This window comes from Nitrosomonas sp. (genome assembly GCF_022842015.1).
In the GTDB taxonomy this organism is placed as follows: Bacteria; Pseudomonadota; Gammaproteobacteria; order Burkholderiales; family Nitrosomonadaceae; genus Nitrosomonas.
The window spans coordinates 21057-37504 of record NZ_JALHQJ010000002.1 but is presented as its reverse complement, the minus strand read 5'-3'; the positions used below and the strand labels follow the sequence as shown (position 1 = coordinate 37504).

11 protein-coding genes are annotated in these 16448 nt (G+C 46.7%); 3 read left to right on the top strand and 8 right to left on the bottom strand.

The window, feature by feature from the left end:
- Positions 1–83: 83 nt before the first annotated feature.
- The gene (locus tag Q0C11_RS00695) at positions 84–1769 is read left to right on the top strand and encodes an ABC transporter transmembrane domain-containing protein (protein ID WP_293004853.1); all 1686 of its coding nucleotides are present in this window, start codon (positions 84–86) and stop codon (positions 1767–1769) included.
- A gap of 54 nt (positions 1770–1823) precedes the next feature.
- Here the strand turns inward: Q0C11_RS00695 and Q0C11_RS00690 are convergent, their stop codons facing one another.
- From Q0C11_RS00690 to Q0C11_RS00680, 3 genes are all read right to left on the bottom strand, one after another.
- Positions 1824–3713, bottom strand: coding sequence for a nucleoside-diphosphate sugar epimerase/dehydratase (locus tag Q0C11_RS00690; RefSeq protein WP_293004851.1), 1890 nt, complete (start codon positions 3711–3713; stop codon positions 1824–1826).
- A 5-nt stretch (positions 3714–3718) separates the two neighbouring features.
- Positions 3719–4732: a glycosyltransferase family 4 protein gene (locus tag Q0C11_RS00685; protein WP_293004849.1), complete on the bottom strand. Its 1014-nt coding sequence runs from the start codon at positions 4730–4732 to the stop codon at positions 3719–3721.
- A gap of 88 nt (positions 4733–4820) precedes the next feature.
- A complete protein-coding gene (locus Q0C11_RS00680; protein ID WP_293004847.1) occupies positions 4821–6038 on the bottom strand; it encodes an alanine--glyoxylate aminotransferase family protein in 1218 nt (405 codons plus the stop codon).
- Positions 6039–6450: 412 nt separating this feature from the next.
- Between Q0C11_RS00680 and Q0C11_RS00675 the strand changes: the two genes are divergently transcribed.
- Both Q0C11_RS00675 and Q0C11_RS00670 read left to right on the top strand, forming a co-directional pair.
- Positions 6451–6924 carry a hypothetical protein gene (locus Q0C11_RS00675; RefSeq protein ID WP_293004845.1) on the top strand — a complete coding sequence of 158 codons (474 nt, stop codon included), beginning with the start codon at positions 6451–6453 and terminating at the stop codon, positions 6922–6924.
- 78 nt (positions 6925–7002) lie between these two features.
- Entirely contained in the window at positions 7003–8145 is a 1143-nt protein-coding gene (locus Q0C11_RS00670) for an acyltransferase (RefSeq protein ID WP_293004843.1), read from the top strand.
- Here Q0C11_RS00670 and atzF read toward each other — a convergent pair.
- The 5 genes from atzF to Q0C11_RS00645 are packed head-to-tail and all read right to left on the bottom strand — an operon-like array spanning position 8142 to position 16410.
- On the bottom strand, positions 8142–9974 hold the full coding sequence (gene atzF, locus Q0C11_RS00665) for an allophanate hydrolase (protein WP_293004841.1): 1833 nt from the start codon (positions 9972–9974) through the stop codon (positions 8142–8144). The genes Q0C11_RS00670 and atzF overlap by 4 nt on opposite strands.
- Entirely contained in the window at positions 9974–13597 is a 3624-nt protein-coding gene (uca, locus tag Q0C11_RS00660; RefSeq protein ID WP_293004839.1) for an urea carboxylase, read from the bottom strand. Before uca ends, atzF begins: the two co-directional genes overlap by 1 nt.
- A gap of 4 nt (positions 13598–13601) precedes the next feature.
- The gene (locus Q0C11_RS00655; RefSeq protein ID WP_293004837.1) at positions 13602–14261 is read right to left on the bottom strand and encodes an urea amidolyase associated protein UAAP2; all 660 of its coding nucleotides are present in this window, start codon (positions 14259–14261) and stop codon (positions 13602–13604) included.
- Positions 14258–14980 (bottom strand): urea amidolyase associated protein UAAP1, encoded by a 723-nt coding sequence (locus Q0C11_RS00650; protein WP_293004835.1) that lies wholly within the window; start codon positions 14978–14980, stop codon positions 14258–14260. The genes Q0C11_RS00655 and Q0C11_RS00650 overlap by 4 nt, the downstream gene beginning before the upstream one ends.
- Positions 14977–16410, bottom strand: a complete 1434-nt coding sequence (locus Q0C11_RS00645) for an APC family permease (RefSeq protein ID WP_293004834.1) — start codon at positions 16408–16410, stop codon at positions 14977–14979. The genes Q0C11_RS00650 and Q0C11_RS00645 overlap by 4 nt, the downstream gene beginning before the upstream one ends.
- Positions 16411–16448: the final 38 nt, after the last annotated feature.

Genomic DNA, 16448 nt, shown 5'->3' with positions numbered 1-16448 from the left:
TTCCAGCAAATTACACGATGCAATAATTACAGTATGTTGATGTAGAATTACACATTATGATCTTTCCGCAATTCCACCTCCGCTTGCTCAAAAAACTTGCGCCTTATGGGAAATTACTCGTATGCGTATTAATTGCCATGTTAATCCTGGCAACAAGCATGGCTTACCTACCCATACTGATTGAACAAATGCTTGCAAGCATGTTCCTTCTGAAAGATTTATTGTTGATACAAACGACATCAATGGCCATCATTGCATTATTTGCCGTACGTTGGATTTTTGGTTACATAAGTCTCTATTTTGTCAGCAGAGTCAGTGGGAAGCTGGGTGCTGATCTGCGCATGGATTTTTTTGATAAGCTTTTGTCGCTACCGGTGGATTACTACGCTTATCTTAATCAGAATAATCAAATCGACACATTGATATCTCACATCAATCGAATCACTCAGACCACAGTTCGTTACATTGCCCTGCTGGTCCAAGATTGTCTTTCTATCATTGGATTATTAATTTGCACGCTATATCTCAATCAGGAATTCTCGCTACTGCTGCTGTTGGTAACAACATTCATCGTATTAATGCACGAGATGATCCGCAGCCATTTCAACAGAAATAATCAAAATAACTCATTGACTTTAGAAGAGCTGACCAAACACCTGACACAGTCTGTCAAACATTACCGAAAAATCAGACTGGATGGCGGGCAAGCTGACGAAAGCCAACGCCTTGGAAGCATTTCCGAGAGGCTGTTTCATACCGAAATGCAACCCGCAAAGATCAGGGCCATGGCTATTCCCTCAAGTCAGTTTATGACTGCATTAATGCTAATCGCTGTTACTTACCTTATGGCATTACAGGCTACGAATGATGCACTAAGCCTATCCGAAGCAGGCGCATTGATAACCGTTGCATTACTGCTTATTTTTCCGCTTCGCCGTATCGCTGGCATTCCCAGGCAACTTGAACATGACCAGGAAATGATAGAAACCGTTTTTTCGTTTCTTGATCTGGCTCCCGAACAGGATACAGGCACTTTCAGTATCCAACAGCTCCGCGGCAAACTGAAATTTGAACAAGTACGCCTCAATGGCCAAATTCCAATAAAATCCATTCTGAATCATATAAACTTAACAATCAGACCATCTGATGTCATTGTTTTTACTGGATATACTGAAGCAGAAAAAACTGCACTCATTGATTTAATACTCCGTCTGCGACAACCCTCTAGCGGAAAAATATTGCTGGATGAATATCCACTTAACGAAATCAAGATAAATCATATACATACCAATATTGCTCTGGTATCCGCCGACCCTTTCCTGCTTGATGACAGAATTGCCGGCAACATCGCCTACGGCGCAATGCGATGCGCCAATGAAGCAAAAATCACCTCTGCCGCACATGCTTCCCATGCTATGGAATTTATCCGGAACATGCCTGAAGGCTTACAAACTCAAATCAACAAGAATGACAATGAAATCAGCAGTAAACAATTAATTCAACTGGCAATCGCACGAGCATTTCTAAAAAGTGCCCCCATATTGATTCTGGATGAAGTATTTACAACACAAGAACCTGATTCCGCAAACCTGCTCTTTGTTTTAGAAACACTAATGCAAAAACGCACCACGTTGATTTTCAATCAGCAGGTTCCACAATTAAAAAAGATTGATCGAATTGTAGTTCTGGAAAATGGATGTATCACAGAAAACTTGAAAACCTCCGGACATTCTCAATTAATGCAAGATAGCCGGCTTACCAAGCATTAGCATCCAATTTTCAGAAATCTCACCGTGAATAGAAAACAGAATATTTTTGACAGCTCAATGCTCCACTCCTTTAGGGGTATACTCGGGCACCCATTTAGTCAGCTGCTCACGAACTTCCTGATCGCTTAATACGGTCACTTTATCCAGCCAAGTCGTTAACTCCGACAGCCACTGTTCATCCATCTGGCATGCCTGCGCAATACGTAATTTTTGATGCGGTGTCGGGAGTGTGCTTTCGCTTGTCGACAATAACTCCTCATGTAGCTTCTCACCTGGACGCAATCCCGTAAATTCAACACGAATATCACCTTCCGCCAAACCGGACAAATGGATCAAATCATTGGCCAGATCAACAATTTTCACCGGATCCCCCATATCCAGCACAAATATTTCACCACCACTTTGCGTACCGCCCATCAACCCGGCTTGCAATACCAGTTGCGCAGCTTCCGGAATAGACATGAAATAACGTGTCATTTCTGGATGGGTGATGGTAATCGGACCGCCTTTTGCAATCTGCTCACGGAATTTTGGAATGACACTGCCGGCACTACCCAGTACATTGCCGAACCGCACCATAACAAAACAGGTCTGGTGCGATGGATGATCCTGATCAAAATTTACATGCTTTGAGATAGATTGCTGCAAAGCTTGGCATACCATTTCTGCCAGGCGCTTGCTGGCGCCCATGACGCTCACAGGGTTGACCGCCTTGTCGGTGGAAATCAACACAAATTTTTCCACCGCAAAATCAATCGCCACCTGGGCCAGCACATGAGTACCCAGCACATTATTCAAAATAGCCTGACACGCATTCTCTTGCTCCATCAGTGGTACATGCTTATACGCAGCAGCATGAAAAACTACTGTAGGATGAAATTGCGTGAATAATTGTGTCATCCGCGCATGATCTTTGATGTCACCAATTACAAATGACATATTCATTGCCGGATAACGAGTCAAGAATTCTTCTTGAACAGTGTAGAGCGAGAACTCGCTTAGCTCAACAAAAACAATATATTTTGGTTCAAATGCAACAAGTTGGCGACACAACTCCGCGCCAATCGAACCGCCAGCTCCTGTCACCAGAATCACCTTTCCTGTCAACAAATCATGTAAGCCCTCGTCATCCAAAACCACGGGGGCTCTACCTAACAAATCATCCAGTTGGATTTCACGAATCTGTGACACCGTCGTCTTACCGTTGATCAAATCCGCATAGGAAGGCACTGTCATCGCTTTCACGCCGATTTCCGAACACATCTCCAAAGCTTGTCGGTGTATCCGGCGAGAAACGGATGGTATAGCGATAATCACATGCCCAACATTCAGTTTCTGCACCCATTGCGGCAATTCGCTGATCGTCCCACGCACACGCACGCCCTGTAAGCGCGTACCTAATTTTCTGGGGTCATCATCCAGTATACCCACCACATGCCACTCACGACTTCCTGTTAAAGCTTTCATCAGATTTACGGCCGTTCTGCCAGCACCCAAAATCAATACCAGCTTCGCTTCATAACTTTCCAGGCTGTACAGACGACGTTCTTTCCACGCCCGGTATATCAAGCGGCTACCGCCCATAATTAGCAGCAATAACAATGGAGCCAGCATCATTACTGCACCGGGAACATTGCCCAACAAGTTAAATAACCACAACATTAACGTGACCGCTACTGAGCCGACAGCCACAGCCACAACAATTCTTTTTAAATCAGGCAAACTGGCATAACGCCATAACCCTCGATAAAGCCCCAACCACAAAAAGAAACTGCCTTGGATCAATACAATCCAAGGCATGGTTTGCAGTAAAAATATTACTGATGAAGGTGGTATTTCAAAATTAAAACGGCACAAATAAGCCACCCACCAAGCCGCAGCAACTGCGATAAAGTCATGGGTAAAAGCAATAAAAGTACGGATTCCGTATCGGTTGGAAAACATTTATCTTATCCTTGATCGGAGTGAGTTTTGTGATGCCAATCAGAAACAACCATTAATACCAAATACACACTCCCCCAAATCATCGCCATCCGGATTTGTAACGCCACATCTTGCGCATTAGCCCATACCGCACTTGCTCCGGTTGTCAGCATCAACCCATAAGCCACTAACGCTGTATTCCGATGACCTAAACTGCTTTGAACCATGCGTTGGTAATAGTGTTCACAATGCGCTTGCCAGATTCTTTTTCCTTGAAATAATCGTTTTATCAGTGTTACCGTTGCATCTGCGATAAAAGGTGAGAAAATAAGTACGGGTACCCATATTGACCAAAGTCGATCAAGCCACCCCAGCAAGCCTATGACAGCCGCCAGATATCCCAGAGGGATCGATCCCACATCACCCATAAAAATACGTGCCGGATAAAAATTATGAATTAAAAAAGCCGTTGCCGCCGCAGCTATCGAAAAATTTATCACAGCAAAATTGTTATTGCCTGCCACGTAGGCAAGCCATCCGTAGACTCCGAATCCAATCACCGTCATTCCACCCGCCAGACCATCAGAACCATCCATGAAATTGTAAAGATTCGACATCCAGATAACTACTACAACCGTGAAAATCACAAGCCCCCAGCCATAGGCATCCAATAAAAATACGATGGAAAATCCAATGGCAACTACCGTGTGAACCATCAGCCGACACCAAACCGGAATTCGCCAAACATCATCAGCCAATGATATTACCATCAACAACCCGGCACCAATTAATACTGTATTAGGAATCGTAATCGAGAAACACAACCAAACTGCAACTACTCCAAGAAGCAGGCCTAAACCACCGATACGCGAAACGGGCACAGAATGAAGCGAACGTTCATTGGGTCGATCCAGAACCCAGTCCGTTCTTACTTTAATCAACCATAAAATGAAGAAGAATGATAACAAAAATGACAACAGTGGTGCTGCCACAGCTATCGATACAGGAAAACCCAAAACCATAATGACCGGATTATCCATGCTGGATTACAAAAAATTAACCACTTCCCCATCGCATCCGATAAGAAAGTGGTTCAAATTGTCCTATTGCAACTAACTGAATATGGTCTTAGAGCATAGGATTTGCAGCATAGCACTTATGCGCCGCAGCCGCAGCAGCACCGCGCTCTACTTTCACTCCCATATCGGACAAGATCGTTTCCAGCGCATTCAGGCAGAAAATCACCTTATCTATCCTGCTAGATGTGCCCATCAATCCGAAACGCCATACTTTCCCGGCGAAATCACCTAATCCAGCACCTATTTCAAGGCTATATTCAGCTAACAGACGGCGGCGTACCTCTTTTTCATCAACACCAGCCGGCACAAAAACGGAGTTCAATTGCGGCAGACGATATTGCTCAGCAACCACATAATCCATTCCTAATGCCGCAAAACCGTCTTTGAGTGCCTCGTAATTATTGCGATGACGCGCCCAGGAATGCTCCAAACCTTCTTCCGCCAGCATCAGCAAAGATTCATGCAATGCATACAGCGCATTGGTCGGCGCAGTATGGTGATAAGTACGCGCAGCCGATCCCCAGTAATTCAACAACAGACTGATATCCATGAACCAGCTATGCACTTTGGTTTTGCGATTTTTAACCAGTTCCGTCACACGATCGGAGAAACTCACCGGCGATAGGCCTGGAGGGCAGGACAAACATTTCTGACTGCCGGAATAGATCGCATCAATTCCCCATTCGTCAACCTTGATGGGTGTCCCGCCAAGCGATGTAACCGTGTCAACAATGGTCATGCAATCATACTTATGTGCAAGCTCGCACAGCGTTTTGGCATCTGATGAAGCGCCGGTTGAGGTTTCAGCATGCACAAACGCGATAATCTTGGTATCGGGATTTTTTTTCAGCGCATCTTCAACTTTCTGTGGATCGACCGGCTCTCCCCACTTATCCATCACCGCGACCGCAACACCACCATGTCGTTCGACGTTCTCGATCATACGACCGCCAAACACCCCATTACTGCAAACAATCACCTTGTCACCCGGCTCGATCATATTGACAAAACACATCTCCATACCCACCGACCCAGGCCCAGAAACCGGGAAAGTCATGCGATTTTTGGTTTGGAAGGCATAGCGCATCAGGCCTTTGATTTCTTCCATCATCTCGGTAAAAACGGGATCCAAGTGCCCCAGGGTTGGGCGAGCCATAGCATTCAATACACGCGGATGCGTATCCGATGGTCCGGGCCCCATCAAAACCCGTTGCGGTGGATAAAAAACTTTAATTTCTTTTTCGGGACGAAAATCTTCGGTATTCATGAACAATCCTAAGTAAATAATAGAGTCTGATTAATTTCTGAAAAATATTAATTGTAACTAGTAAAACGAGAGTTTACTATAAACCAAGGTATGCTCAAAAAATTATCCGTATGGACAGCCCAAGAATTTTTCATAACAATCTGAAAAATTGTGTTATTACCTGCAGAGCATATCGAGTCTCTTCCTGCATTGCCTAACCGGCCTTTGATAAATTTCGGCCCTCGCCCAAGTGTACAATACAAAAGAAAAGAGTATCTGATACCATTCGACTTTTCCATCAAGTGCGAATCCTCAGCAACTCGACAACTGCGGAACCGGATAAAAATACTTTCAATTTGATATGCACTCCTCCCAGAATAGACTGATCACATTTCTGCTATGCGGGCTATGCGGGCTCCTGTTGCCCGCTTGCATGACAGCACCTGCACGAGAAGCATTACTAAGCCAGAAGGTTATTTATAGCCACAGCAGCGGTAAAAATTATATAGAAATTGCGGAATGCTTAAAAAGCGATGATGGCTTTCATTTGCCGAAATGGCATCGTCATACCTGGCGTGATATCACGACATATTTCATCTATCATGAATCGCTGCAAGTCCACGGATACCCGCAAATGCACGACGAAGCTGCGAAAACATATTACATCACAGAAATTCACGACCCAAGGTATTCTGGGAGAATCAACGAAACGATTACCCATGGCAATGGAAACTGGATCATGACCATCAAAGATGTCAGCAATCCGCAGCACACCCAATCCGAAATCGAAATCCATAGCAATCAAGATCTACTGAGTGATTATCCACCGACTGCATATACTCCACATCAAAATGCGTCACTATCCCAGCGCTTATATAAAGTGGAAAAAATTGATCATTGTTTCTGATTTTAGACTTGTTTCCGGTATGTTAGTCAACCGGCAAACATAAACCGAGAATTCCCGAGCACATAAAAAGATGATTTTATGAGCAACTTGCGTGTGGACTCTAATATTCGTTTTTCAAATCTGGATAAGTTGCGCGCATTTGCAGCGATCAGTGTTGTCGTTTATCACGTAATTGAACATACGAGCTGGTCGTCTTTTCCCGTGACAGGACTCAACTTATGGTGGCGAACCGGGTGGTTAGGTGTTGATTTATTTTTTGTGATCAGTGGATTTGTCATTTATTTTAGTGCATTCTCACTGGAGAAATCTTATGGATCTGCATGGAAATCGGTCTATGCCTCCCATCGCTTTTTTAGAATCGCCCCCCTATATTTCTTTACCTGCATTATTTTTGTTTTCCTCATTCAGCCACAAATCCTATTTACGCCTCTATCTAACATTTTCTTTCAATTCATTTCACACCTTTTATTCTTTCATAATTTTTTTCCTAGTACTCAAGGCGCAATCAATGGCGTAAATTGGACCATCGCTGTGGAAATGCAGTTTTATCTCCTCATTCTTATTTTCTGGGAATGGATCAAACGTGCTTCGCCACTGAAAATTCTGTTGGTGTTTAGCGCAATCGCCTGCATGTGGAAGATAGCGGCATTTTACGTGCTGCACTCAGCAGGTGCGCATAAGCTATGGTTTGCAACTGCTCAATTACCCGGCTCACTGGATGTATTCGGATTTGGCATTGCCGCATGCAAATGGGTTCTGGTTAAAGGCAATCGCAATGATTTGGCTCACTTAGGAATCAAAGCGCTGATTGCTATCAGCGCAGGCTTTATCATGATCAAGCTTTTGTGGGTGACGCCTAACTACTGGGGCTCTGTGTATTATGTGGGCTTTTTCAGAGTTCTGACTGGCTTAAGCGCCGCAGCGATAATAATCTTCCTGATTGCACTGCCGAATACGGCGCTTGGGTGGTTTTCCGGAATTATCGATTATTTGGGAAAAATTAGTTATGGCATTTATCTATGGCACCTGCCCATCATCTTGAGTCTAAAGAATTTAAATATCAATGCCGGCTTGGTCTTTCTTCTCGCAACCTTAGCATGTACCGTGATACTCGCATCTGTTACCTACCACTTGATTGAGAAAAGCTGGATTCAGCAGGGAAAAAGTGATCCAATGCGCTCTAAAATCTGCGCAATTCTTAAATCGATCAAGTTAATTTAGGGTTTTATTATGGTGATATTTAGTTGTTGCAGGTAGTTACGCCATCCCCCAAATTGACTGATATCTATTGTATTCTCGACGGCGTAACGCTCGCAAATAAAGCCTAGCAGCGCCTCACCATTTGCCAACATAATTGTGCCGATTCCTAGCGGCGCTGGAATATTGGCTACAAAATCTCCTAATTCACGTACTGGTAGCTCCCAAACTTCCACTTCAATCGCAACGCCCTGTTCATTTTTGTTAACCCGAACCAAGCCAGGACGTTGTGGAGGATTGCCTGGTAATGCGTAGAGTCTGTAGTCGGATGAAGTAGTGGTGCTTGTCACTAACCGGCCTCGACGGCTGGTTAATTGCTCATTCAAAGGCAAGCCGGATAAATGTGCGCCACAAACAACTATCCGCACTTGTCCCGATTGAGATGTAGCAGGAAAATACGTGTCCTGAAGTAATGTAATACCGGTTGCGCCCAGAGGTAGTGATTGAACTTGCTGCAATCGGTTGGCAAGATGCAGCAATGGCTCATCTTGGTGGGCCGGAGCTGCCAGCGTGATGCCAAAGGGCAGTCCATTAGTTTGAAAGCCAGCAGGAACAGCGACTGCTGCATAGTCGAGCAAATTCATGAAATTGGTATAATAACCCAGATTGGCATTAAGACGGATTGGATCTTGCAGTATGGCTTGAATGGGGTAGATCGTTCCAGCAGTGGGGGTTAACAGACAATCAACGCTGGCCCAAATCTGATCTGCATGTTGTTTAAAGTGGCGTAATTGATAAATCCCATTGAAGGCATCGGCAGCCGAGCGTTGTTTAGCGCTTGCGATGATTTCACGCACCGGTGCAATAATTTGATCCCCATGCGACTCGAAGAATGACTGAATCGCTGCATAACGTTCAGCTACCCAAGGACCTTCGTAAAGAAGCTTAGCGGCCTCAAGAAAGGGTTCAAAATCAATCTCGGCAGCTTCTCCACCTAGCGCTTGCATGCGAGTGATTATTTTATTAAACAACTGTTCGTTATGATGATTATCGAAAAATTTCAATTGTTGTTTGCGCGGAAAGCCAAAGCGAAAATGGGGAGCAGCACCAAAATTGAAACCATGCTTTTTTCTTTCTCTAGAATAGATATCTGCTGCGTCATAGCCGGCTGATATTGCCAGGATGCGCGCTACATCAGCAGCAGTGAAGGCGAAGATGGACACTGTATCAAGAGAACGGCAGGCGGGGACTACGCCATGTGTCGAAATCCAGCCTCGAGTGGGTTTATATCCGACCAGGTTATTAAAAGCGGCAGGAACTCTGCCTGAGCCTGCAGTATCGGTGCCGAGGCTGAAACATACCTGCCCCTTGGCTACGGCGACAGCTGAACCTGAACTTGAGCCGCCAGAAATATAAGTGGGATTGAATGCATTGCGGCAAGCGCCATAGGGAGATCGTGTACCATTGAGTCCAGTAGCGAATTGGTCGAGATTGGTTTTGCCGATGGGAATTGCACCTGCATTTATCAATCTTTGCACCACAGTTGCGCTATGCGAAGGTGTGTAGGCAAAGGCCGGACAAGCTGCCGTGGTTGATAACTCCGCCAAATCTATATTATCTTTGATGGCGAAAGGTATGCCATATAGTGGGAGCGCCGCCATACCTTTAGTCTCCACTGTGCGGGCATAGCCTCGCAATGATTCCAGTGAGAGCGTGGAAATCCAAGCGTGATCGGGATCACTCTGAATCTCGATGTGAATTGCTTCTACCAACTGAGTCGGTGATAGTCTGCCGTTCGCATAACACTGCAGCAAAGATGCGATGTCGCCAAGCGGGAGAAGTTTTTTTGTCATCACTTTTCTTCCTGAATGACGAACAGCACCTGTCCGGCTGATACGTATCCTCCTTGTTTGCAAAACAACTGCCGTATCGTGCCGGTAACCGGTGAATCTACTGCAAATTCCATTTTCATCGACTCAATTATGATTGCGGGCTTGCCTGCCTCAATACGCTCACCCTCTTTAACCAATAGTTTCCATATTGTGCCCGTTACTTGCGCACTGATCGCTTGCGCATCCTCCGGCAAATCCAGTTCACCTTGTGCGTCCGCTTCATCCAACATATCTTCGTTGGCGTAGTGGGACAGATTGCTCGCTTCCCAGTCTCGCCGCTCGGCTTCAAATGCCGCTTGTTGCATAGTCTTAAAGGTATTAATGCTGGCAGCCTGCTGGCGCAGGAAGGTATTGTATTGTTTCAGGTTCAAAACTGTTGCTTCAGTGCGTAGTTTCAGCTGTCCACTAATAAAATCCTTACGTAACTTGAGCAATTCATTTGCACTGACCGGATAGAATTGGATCTGATCAAAAAAACGTAGTAGCCAGGGTTTGCCATCTGTGAAATCCTCTGTTTGACGGTAGCGATTCCACATCGGTATCGTACGTCCGACGAATTGATAGCCACCGGGACCTTCCATGCCATACACGCACAAATAAGCGCCGCCTATACCAACCGCATTTTCAGGCGTCCAAGTACGGGCCGGATTGTATTTGGTAGTTACTAAACGATGGCGAGGATCTAGTGGGGTAGCCACAGGCGCGCCCAAATAAACATCTCCCAATCCCATTACCAAATAACAGGCTGAGAAAACGATATGTTGAACATCCTCAATGCTGTCCAATCCGTTAATACGGCGGATAAATTCAATGTTGCTCGGACACCAAGGTGCGTCACTGCGTACCGACTGCATGTATTTCTCAATAGCCAGTTGTGTCGCGGCATCATCCCAGGATAAAGGAAGATGAACGATGCGGGACGGCACTTCCATGTCATCAATCGCAGGTAGTTGCTTTTCGGCCTTAATCAGCAATTCCAATAATGCCTCGCGCGGCAACTGCCGGGATTCAAAATGGATTTGCAAGGAGCGGATACCAGGGGTCAAATCCAGTATGCCGCGAAGCCCGTCGTCGATACGCTGCTGTAACCAAGTCATTAAGGCATGAGCACGAAAGCGCAAATTCAGATCAAGTACTGGCGGACCGTATTCGATCAACAGATATTTGTCACCGGATTGGCGATAAACCACTTGTATCTGTTCTTTACTTTCGGGGATACAATGTAAAATCGGGCTTTCCAGTTTCCCGGCAATGGAATGAACCGGTTGTTGGTTATCTACCTGAAAATCCTGAATTAATCGATTTTGCTGTTGTTCCAGTGCAATCGCCTGTTCTATTGATACGGGGTAGAAGCGGATACTGTCGCCGGGTTTGAGTTGCCCGGTTTTCCATAGTTCTGCTTGAATAATGGTGACTGGGCAAACGAAGCCGCCTAGGCTGGGGCCATCAGGACCCAATATGATCGGCATATCTCCGGTAAAATCCACGGCGCCAATAGCGTAAGCATTATCGTGAATATTGGAAGGATGCAGACCAGCCTCCCCGCCGTCGCTACGCGCCCATTGTGGTTTAGGGCCGATCAGACGTACGCCGGTGCGGCTGGAGTTGTGGTGTACCTTCCATTCCGCAGCAAAAAAATGATCGATATCTGCTGGAGTGAAAAAATCAGGCGTGCCATGCGGACCATACAACACTGCAATTTCCCAGCGGTTGGAATATTGTGGAATCAATTCGTGTGGCAAGCGCTGTGAAACGGAAGGGTGAGGAGATGGAAGCAGAGGAATATGCAACACATCGCCGGCACGCAATACACGTCCGGCGTGTCCGCCAAACTGTCCAAGCGTGAAAGTGGATTTACTGCCCAGGTAATCCGGCACCTGAAAGCCGCCATGCACGGCGAGATAAGCCCGGCTGCCGCCCTGTTTGATTTTGCCAAATTGCAACAGTGAACCTGCTTTGACAAAATGCGATTGCCATTGCGACAGCGGCTCGCTATCCAGCAGCACATCAATCGGTGCGCCGCAAATTGCGATGATGCTATCGCAATTAAAGCGCAGTATCGGACCCGCAATTGTAATTTCCAGCCCGGCGCTATCATCGGAATTATTAACCAGCCGGTTGGCAATACGAAAAGCCAGACTATCCATCGGCCCGGAAGGCGGAACACCAACATTCCAGTAACCGATACGTCCCGGATAATCTTGAATCATAGTCTGCACACCGGGATTCAGAACGTCGATGCTGTGTGGCTGAAAATGGAATCCGTTGAGAAACTGTGTGTTTGATTGTCCGTTACGGAACACCGTGCTATGCAGTATTTGCTCGAGATAAGCGAGATTGGTTTCAATCCCTTGCAACGATGTGTTCTCCAATGCAGTCAGCAGCTTGGCAATGGCGGCTTGCCGCTCCGGCGCATGGACGATAATTTTCGCCAGCATCGGGTCATAAAACGCCGATACTTCAATGCCGCGTTCGATCCAGGTTTCAACACGCGCAGCAGCAGAAAATTCCACTCCAGTCAGTGTGCCGCTGGAAGGTTGGAAGTCTTTTGACGGATTTTCGGCATACACCCGTACCTGAATGGAAGCACCGCTAGGACTGATCGTGAAAGAATCGAGTGAAGGCAAGTCTCCAGCTGCCTGCCGCACCATCCATTCCACCAGATCAAAGCCGGTAGCTTCTTCAGTGATGCCATGCTCAACTTGCAGGCGCGTATTGACTTCGAGAAAATAAAACTGACTATTGGCAGCATCAAAAATATATTCAACTGTGCCGGCAGATTGATAATTAACGGCTTTTCCGAGACGTACTGCCGTATCCAGCAATGCCTGCCGCAGATTGGGTGCAAGGTTGGGAGCGGGCGTTTCCTCGATGACTTTTTGGTTGCGCCGTTGCATCGAACAATCGCGCTCACCCAATGCGACAACCTGACCCTTACCATCACCAAAAATTTGCACTTCAATATGGCGTGCTTGGTCGACATATTTTTCCAAAAATAAACCGGCATCCTTGAAATTGTTTTGTGCAAGGGATTTAACGGATTCGTAGGCGCCAATCAATTCATCCTGATTCCAACACAAGCGCATGCCGATACCGCCACCTCCGGCAGTACTTTTCAGCATAACGGGATAACCAATATGCTTGGCCTGATGGCAAGCGACTTCCAGATTTTCCAGCAAGCCGGTTCCGGGTAGCAACGGTACCTGATTTTCCATCGCCAAAGCCCGTGCCGTGTGCTTCAGACCAAAAGCACGCATTTGCTGTGGCGTGGGGCCAATAAAACAAATGTCCTGCGCTGCACATTGCGCCGCAAAATCAGAATTTTCGCTTAAGAATCCGTAGCCTGGATGAATTGCCTGAGCGCCGGATTGTTTCGCAACTGTAAGAATTTTATCCTGGCGCAAGTAGCTTTCCGCTGCAACTCCTTCTCCAATACAGTACGCTTCATCTGCTTCGCTAACATGACGCGATAACGCATCGGCTTCGGTATAAACAGCTACGCTGGTTATTTGCATGCGGCGTAGGGTGCGGATAATACGGCACGCAATGGCACCACGGTTGGCGATGAGTACTTTGCTAAACATGCAATCAATCCCAAATCAACAACTGGATCGGCGTCGGGTTATACGCGTTACACGGATTGTTGAGCTGAGGGCAGTTGGAAATCAGTACGACGACATCCATTTCCGCACGCATTTCGACATATTTGCCTGGTGCAGATACGCCATCGGCAAATTCCAAGCCACCGGCTTCCGTGACAGGGACGTTCATGAAGAAATTGATGTTGCTGGGCAAATCTCGCTTGCTCATGCCCAGTTGCTGGCACAACGGATCGTGCGCCAATGCGTGCAGAAAATTGTCGCGGCAACTGTGCATAGGAAGTTTCTCCAACCCATAACGCACGGTATTACTCTCCGCCGAGCAGGCACCGCCCAACGTATCATGCTGCCCACAAGTATCCGCGATGACGCTGAGCATGACATGACCAAGATTGGAATAAAGTTTGCTGCCAGTCGACAAATACACTTTATTTTGCCGGCTAATGGTGTCGGTTGCGCTATAACGTTCTTGTGCGTTATGAGCGTTATAGAACAGAGTATCGACCGCTTGGTTGCCTTCCAGATCGACAATGCGAAAGGTTTGCCCCTGTTTGACCTGTTTTACCCAAGATTCTCCGGCGGCACAAATTTCATCGATCACGGCATGTTTGGGATCGAGTAGGCTGGTATGCAGATAAGAAGTATTCATTTCGCACCTTCACAATAAAAGTTTTGCACGTTCTGTAACGCACGGATATTTTCACTGATATGCAGGCATTCTTTGATGACCTGCGGCGGTGTATTAAACAGCTCCAAATTGACTGCGCCTGGTTGATACGGCTTCTTGGGATCCAGCGGGTGCGGTGCCGTGGATAGTACAACAAGCGTATTCATTACAAAACTCAAATCGACATAATCACCCGCCTTACTATGATCAAACTGATAAGCCAATTCACCCGAAGTATCGGCTGTGACTTTACTGAAAAAATTGATGTTGGCTACGATGTCGCGCATACCCAAATCCCACTTGCCCAGTTCGATCAATAGACCATCCAGACCACTGCGAAACATTTGATTGCGATGTTCCTGAAAACGCGCGGTACCATATTTTTGTTGGATCAGACTGGTATCACTTAAGCCGCACACAGTATCGTGCCAGCCGCAGGTGTCCGCCGTGATGCAACAGAAAATGCGTCCCATGTCTGAGTGACAGGCATGGCCCTTGGTTAAGTGAAAAGTGTGCTGCGATTTCAGGGTGTCTGCCATGTTGTAGCGCTCAAGCTTTTCTTCCTGATTAAAAAACAATACCGCTGCATTCGCGCCTCCATCGACATCGATTAAACGCAGTGTAGTTCCGCGACGGATAATACCCGACCAGTGGCACCCGCCCGGGATGGTTGGTTTCCAGATGATTATTGGCTGATTCATGGTCGACTCCTCAATAATTTACTAAAAAACAGATAAATTGTCGTAACGCTCAGAATGCTGCCCAGCACCAGTGGCGTAGCCCATAGCTGCCACCATGGCGCATCGGCTGCTATGGCATAAGGGCGTGGCCAGGCAATATTGATGAGCTCGAACAATGCCCAGGAAAATGCCAGACTATTAATGACTAATCCCCATTTTCCCAGCTTTAGTTGCCCCAAATCCGGATTCCAGCGGCCGGTTAATCTGGCAAACAACGCGATTCCGGTGGTGAATGCGAACATGGCGTAAAGACCGCCGGTACCAAATGCGATAATGGTAGCTACCGCATCGTCGTTAAGTCCAAAAATTAACCCGCAACTTGCCATCAGGACAGTGAAGAGAATGGCATTACGCGGTGTATCGGCGGGTGTGACTCGATTGAGCATGCTGGGTAAATTGCCTTCACGTGCCATTGAGAAAACAATGCGTGAAGTGTATTTGACTACCGATGCCCCGCAAGCAAGAAATGCAATCATGACAATCGCCAGAAACGGTTTTTCAATCCATGTTCCGAAATGGCTGGCAATTAACGGCGTAATCGGATCGGCAGTCACGCTGCTGTTAATCAAAATATCATGATCAAAAGCTAATACCAGTGAGGCTGAATTGAAAATCACCACCGTACCGACTGCGCATAGCGAAAAAAATATCGCCCGTGGTACCGCGCGCTCTGGTTGATGCGTTTCTTCTGCGGTAGTCGAGCAAGCATCAAAACCAATGAATGCCCAACCGGCGATAGCAAGTGCCGCGAGAAAAGCAGCGATACTACTGGGTGCAGTACCGGTACCTAAATGCTGAAACAATTCCATGAAAGAGTGCTGGCGGAAAAACAAGAATAACAGCACCGCAATACCCAGTGATCCGACTACTTCAGCATACACTCCGAGCTTGATAATGAGCTTGAAAACATTGACATGCACCAGATTCAACAGAGTGCACAAAGCCAGAAAAATTATTGCCCATAAAACTTTCTCACCACCACTTTCGCCCTCCGATCCAAAAAAACCGGCAAACCAAATGCCGCCTGCATATGCTGTCGTGGTCAGCATAGCAATGGTGGAACTGACATAAATGACCCCGGCATAATGACCGGCAGTGGTGCCATAAAGCTGCCTTGCCCATTTGTACGCACCACCGGCAATCGGATATTGCGACGACAATTCCGCATAAACGGTTGCAACCAGCAATTGCATCAACAAACAAATCACCAGTGCAGCAAACCACCCACCACCCGTCACAGTAGTCTGCACACCGATGATGGCATAGAGCCCCACGATTGGGGACACCACCGCAAAGCCCAGCGTAAAGCTGTGCCAGATGTTCATGCTGGGACGCATCGAATGTACCGCCGACGTCGCTAACTCACCAGCTGGTTTCGAAGTTTTGAACATAACAAGTCTCCTTGATTGAGAAATAATACCGAAAGATC

Coding starts and splice junctions, on each gene's coding strand:
- Q0C11_RS00655 (WP_293004837.1), bottom strand. CDS start 14,261: ATGAATACTTCTTATCTGCATACCAGCCTACTCGATCCCAAACATGCC.
- Q0C11_RS00675 (WP_293004845.1), top strand. CDS start 6,451: ATGACAGCACCTGCACGAGAAGCATTACTAAGCCAGAAGGTTATTTAT.
- Q0C11_RS00680 (WP_293004847.1), bottom strand. CDS start 6,038: ATGAATACCGAAGATTTTCGTCCCGAAAAAGAAATTAAAGTTTTTTAT.
- uca (WP_293004839.1), bottom strand. CDS start 13,597: ATGTTTAGCAAAGTACTCATCGCCAACCGTGGTGCCATTGCGTGCCGT.
- Q0C11_RS00690 (WP_293004851.1), bottom strand. CDS start 3,713: ATGTTTTCCAACCGATACGGAATCCGTACTTTTATTGCTTTTACCCAT.
- Q0C11_RS00645 (WP_293004834.1), bottom strand. CDS start 16,410: ATGTTCAAAACTTCGAAACCAGCTGGTGAGTTAGCGACGTCGGCGGTA.
- Q0C11_RS00670 (WP_293004843.1), top strand. CDS start 7,003: ATGAGCAACTTGCGTGTGGACTCTAATATTCGTTTTTCAAATCTGGAT.
- Q0C11_RS00685 (WP_293004849.1), bottom strand. CDS start 4,732: ATGGATAATCCGGTCATTATGGTTTTGGGTTTTCCTGTATCGATAGCT.
- atzF (WP_293004841.1), bottom strand. CDS start 9,974: ATGACAAAAAAACTTCTCCCGCTTGGCGACATCGCATCTTTGCTGCAG.
- Q0C11_RS00650 (WP_293004835.1), bottom strand. CDS start 14,980: ATGAATCAGCCAATAATCATCTGGAAACCAACCATCCCGGGCGGGTGC.